The 3944-nt window shown below is 62.8% G+C and carries 4 protein-coding genes; 3 read left to right on the top strand and 1 reads right to left on the bottom strand.

The features are described 5' to 3' along the window. The first annotated feature begins 22 nt into the window (after nt 1–22). Together metB and ABI_RS19035 are read left to right on the top strand one after the other, a co-directional pair. Nucleotides 23–1240 carry a cystathionine gamma-synthase gene (metB, locus tag ABI_RS19040; protein ID WP_006274695.1) on the top strand — a complete coding sequence of 406 codons (1218 nt, stop codon included), beginning with the start codon at nt 23–25 and terminating at the stop codon, nt 1238–1240. An 83-nt stretch (nt 1241–1323) separates the two neighbouring features. Beyond that, nucleotides 1324–2196 carry a hypothetical protein gene (locus ABI_RS19035; RefSeq protein ID WP_040309745.1) on the top strand — a complete coding sequence of 291 codons (873 nt, stop codon included), beginning with the start codon at nt 1324–1326 and terminating at the stop codon, nt 2194–2196. Nucleotides 2197–2203: 7 nt separating this feature from the next. Here ABI_RS19035 and ABI_RS19030 read toward each other — a convergent pair whose 3' ends face one another. Continuing rightward, nucleotides 2204–2746, bottom strand: a complete 543-nt coding sequence (locus ABI_RS19030; RefSeq protein ID WP_006274693.1) for a hypothetical protein — start codon at nt 2744–2746, stop codon at nt 2204–2206. Between the two features lie 102 nt (nt 2747–2848). Here ABI_RS19030 and ABI_RS19025 point away from each other — a divergent pair, with 102 nt between their 5' ends. After that, complete coding sequence (locus tag ABI_RS19025) at nt 2849–3868, top strand: aldo/keto reductase (RefSeq protein ID WP_006274692.1); 1020 nt, start codon at nt 2849–2851, stop codon at nt 3866–3868. Nucleotides 3869–3944 lie beyond the last annotated feature (76 nt).

The raw sequence follows: 3944 nt of genomic DNA, 5'->3' as shown, positions 1-3944 counted from the left end.
GAATTGAAGAGCCTATCCCGCCATGACCAAAGACTATCTCAAAGACGCCAGCCTCCAGACCAAGGTCATCAATATCGGGGTCGATACCGACGCGGCCCATGGTTCGGTCATGCCGCCGATCTATCTCAGCACCAACTTCTCGTTCGAAGGGCTGGGCAAGAAGCGGACCTACGACTATGCCCGCTCGGGCAATCCGACGCGCGAAATCATCGCCGAGGTCATCGCCGAACTGGAAGGCGGCGCCGGCGCCGTCATGACGGCTTCGGGCCTGGCCGCTCTGGATCTGCTGTGGCAAGACCTCGACCGCGCCAACCCGATCGCGCCCGCGGCCACACCCGATCCGACCGCGCCAAAGTCCAAGCGCGTCGTCGTCCCCCATGATTGCTATGGCGGCACCCAGCGCCTGCTCAATGCGCGCCACAAACAGGGCCTGATCGAATGCGTCTATGTCGACCAGAGCGATGAAGCTGCGCTCAGCGCGGCCTTGGCAGAACCCACCGCCCTGCTCCTGCTGGAGACACCGTCCAACCCGCTGATGCGCCTGATCGACCTCGAAAAGCTGATCAAGCTCGGCCAAGATGCTGGCGCGCGGGTGGCCGTCGACAACACCTTCCTGTCGCCGGCCCTGCAGAACCCGATCACGTTCGGGGCCGACTATGTCGTTCATTCGACAACGAAGTATATCAACGGCCATTCCGATGTCATCGGCGGTGCCCTGGTCTGCGCCCACGCAGCCGATGTGCTGCCGATGCGCTGGTGGGCCAACTGCGTCGGCGCCACCGCCCCGGCCTTCGACAGCTACATGACCCTGCGCGGCGTGCGCACCCTGTTCGTGCGCATCAAACAGGCCCAGGAATCGGCCCAGGCCGTGGCGGAATACCTCCACAACCATCCCGCCGTGAAGGTGGTCCACTATCCCGGCCTGCCCTCGCACCCCCAGCACGACCTGGCCAAGCGCCAGCAAAAGGGCCCGGGCGCCATGATGAGCTTCGAACTGGCGGGCGGCCTCGAGGCGGTCAAGACGGTGTTCGAGGATATCGACCTGTTCAGCCTGGCGGAATCGCTGGGCGGGGTCGAAAGCCTGATCGTCCATCCGGGCTCAATGACCCATGCCGCCATGTCGCCGGAAGCTCAGGCCACCGCCGGCATCGCACCGGGCCTGGTGCGGCTGTCGATCGGACTGGAAGACGCGGCCGATCTGATCAAGGCGCTGGACAAGGCGCTGGGGCGACTGGCCTAAACAACGGGAATGACTCATCCTTAACTTGCCGTAAGGTGGGTTTGACGGCATGGTGCCGGTCTGCTTATAGCCGGGGATGGGTCATGCGTGCACTGTTGACGTGTTTGGCGCTTCTGACGCTGGCGGTCGGGGCGCCGGCCCGTGCGGATTTTCTGGCTGAGCAAATTGAACGGGTGGAAGAGGTCACCAAGGCCGAACGTGCCTTTGCCGCTGAAACAAAGGAAAAGGGCTTCCATCGCGGTTTCATCGCCTGGTCGACCCCGGACGCCATCGGGTTTCTGCCACACGCCGGCAATTTTCATAAGGCCCTAGCGGACGCTCTGGCCGCCGATCCAAGCCTGGCCGAGAAGCCCACGCCTCTGCGCTGGTGGCCCAACTACATCGGCGTGGACAGCGCCGGAGAACTGGCGTTCGACCTGGGGCCCTGGCAGATCGAAGGCACAGACCAGGCCGGATGGTTTTTCACCATTTGGCAAAAGCAGCCTAACGGTAGTTGGAAGTGGACGCTCGACGGCAGCGCGGGCAAAGATATGCCGGCGAATATCCCGCCCGACCATGGTGCTTCTTCGAGATTTGTGAGCGGCGTCGGCAATATCGCTGATGGCCTCAAACAGGACGATCTGTCCAATGCGGGGTACGCCACGAAACCCGCCGCCGAGGTTCTCGCCGGCTGGACAAAAGCAGCCATCGCGTCGTCGAATGTACCGCCCTTTATTCCGAGTTCAGAGCCGGATGAAGCCCGGCGCGCCGCCGCGATCGCCGACCGTCCGGGACCGGGACAGACCTGGACTCGTGACGGCTACGGTGCATCGAAGGACGGCGATTTCATCTACACCTGGGGTCATGTGACCGCTCCGGACGGCACCTATTATCTCGGCCACTATGTTCGTGTCTGGCAAAAGTATTCCGTAGGCCCCGACGGCTGGTATGCGATGGTCGACCTCTTCCACAAGTAGGCCGCGCTCAGTCCTTGTGATCGTCGGCCGACACACCGCGACAGTGGGCCAGCAAACCGACGCCGCGCTCCAGCCACAGACGGCGGTCGAACTCGCCCTGCGGATTGTATTGATCGATCCAGCGAATGCCGGAAGCATCGTCATAGAGATAGCGGATTCGGACCAGGTTTTCGGTGCGCAGGGTCACCACACGCGATCCCACCGGTCCGCCATTGATCTCATCGAACACCGCCGGGTCCTTTTCGACCGAGAAGATCGCGTTGTCCTTGTCGAAGCGGTCACCGCGCGGAATGGCAAAGACATTGCCCGACGAATCCGTCAGCCCGCACGAGGTCTTGTTGCGCCAGGTGGTGAAGGTCAGGCCCTGGCCGCTTTGGGTCTGTTTCAGCAGCGCTTCGGCGGTGATGTCGTGGCCATAATTGATCCGCCCGGCGGCGTGGTTGACGACGAAGCGGTTTTCGCCGTCGGCATAGATGCCGAACTGGTCGTCTGACTGCGGCCCGCATCCTGACAGCGCCAGCGTCAGCGCGATGATGGCTATTTTTTTCATGGGCATCCCCTTCCCCGGTTGTTGCGGCCAGTGTAGCCCAGACCCCAACAAAATATAAGAGGAGAGACCATGTACACACCCGCGCGTGACCGATACGCCACCATGCCCTACCGCCGCTGCGGCGCTTCGGGGCTGAAACTGCCGGCGATTTCGCTGGGCCTGTGGCAGAATTTCGGCGGCGTCGATGTCTTTGAAACCGGTCGCGCCATTGTCCGCAGGGCTTTTGATCGTGGCGTCACCCATTTCGACCTGGCCAACAATTACGGCCCGCCTCCAGGCTCGGCCGAAGAGAATTTCGGCCACATCCTGGCCGCCGACTTCCACGGCCTGCGCGACGAACTGACCATCTCGTCCAAGGCCGGCTGGGACATGTGGCCCGGCCCTTACGGCGGTATCAACGGGTCACGCAAATACCTGATCGCGTCGTGCGACCAGAGCCTGAAGCGGATGGGGCTCGACTATGTCGACATCTTCTATTCCCACCGCGTCGATCCGTTCACGCCGCTGGAAGAGACCATGGGCGCGCTGGCGCAGTTGGTCCATCAGGGCAAGGCGCTCTATGTCGGGATCTCGAACTACAGCGCCGAGCTGACGCGAAAGGCGGCGGCGATCCTGGCGTCCGAAGGTATTCCGCTGACCATCAGCCAGCCGAATTACAGCCTGCTGCACCGCTGGATCGAGCCGGAGGTGTTGGGGGCCAATGCCGCGGCCGGTGCAGGGACCATCGTGTTCTCGCCGCTGGCCCAGGGGCTGTTGAGCAACAAGTATCTGGGTGGTGTACCGGACGATTCACGTGCCGGCCGCCAGGACTGGGTCCGGGCACGGTTGACGCCGCAGGTGTTGACCGCCTTGGCGCAGATCGATGAGGTGGCGAAGCGGCGCGGCCAGGGCGTGGCGCAGTTGGCGATTGCCTGGACTTTACACGATCCGCGCGTGACGTCGTGTCTGATTGGGGCGCGGACGGTGGCGCAACTGGACGAAAGCCTGTCGGCGCTGGATAATCTGGCGCTTACGCCGGACGAGATCGCGGAACTGGATCGGGTGACGCGAGATTTGCCGGACGTGTTCGCTGTTCCGCCCAAGGCAAATGGTGATGATTTGCGAACATGCGCTACGTGCTAAGCTCCCTCTCCCCACTTGAGGGGAGAGGGTTGGGGTGAGGGGTTTGCTCGACTGGAAACTGTAAAAGCCAAACTTC

The organism is Asticcacaulis biprosthecium C19, assembly GCF_000204015.1.
Taxonomy (GTDB): domain Bacteria; phylum Pseudomonadota; class Alphaproteobacteria; order Caulobacterales; family Caulobacteraceae; genus Asticcacaulis; species Asticcacaulis biprosthecius.
Note: the sequence above shows the minus strand (reverse complement) of the source record. Positions and strands in the feature narration are given on the sequence as shown.